The sequence below is a fragment of the Gilvimarinus sp. 1_MG-2023 genome (assembly GCF_030548285.1).
The window spans coordinates 1-366 of sequence record NZ_JAUOSC010000362.1; the positions used below are offsets into that span (position 1 = coordinate 1).

Sequence of the window (366 nt, forward strand, 5' to 3'; positions counted from 1 at the left end):
GGATTACTCTGGACGGACTGGAAAGTGCCGATGCCAGCGACTACCTCGCCTGGCTGACCCAGCATTACCCAGCCGCACACCATATAGAAGTCAAACAGGATCAAACACAACCACAGGCCAGCCAATACCTGGCTTGGCAATGGGTAAAGCTGCCGTCATGGCTGGGCATGCGTTACAGCAACGATTTATTCAATCCGTTTGCTGCCACCACTGGCGGTATGTTCTGGATCGACCAGCGCCTGAAAACCAATGCCCTGGCACGCACAGCAAAATTCAGTACCAATCAGACCTTTATCAACGATACTTATCAAACCGATCCGGATATCGGCCTTGGGGATGATACCGTCAGCGCGATCAGGCCATTTC

General features: G+C 52.7%; 1 protein-coding gene. It reads left to right on the top strand.

The genetic code is table 11. The annotated features are described in order from the left end of the window. Positions 1-366 (top strand): hypothetical protein (locus Q4563_RS17200; RefSeq protein WP_303605360.1); only part of this gene is annotated, 366 nt, incomplete at both ends.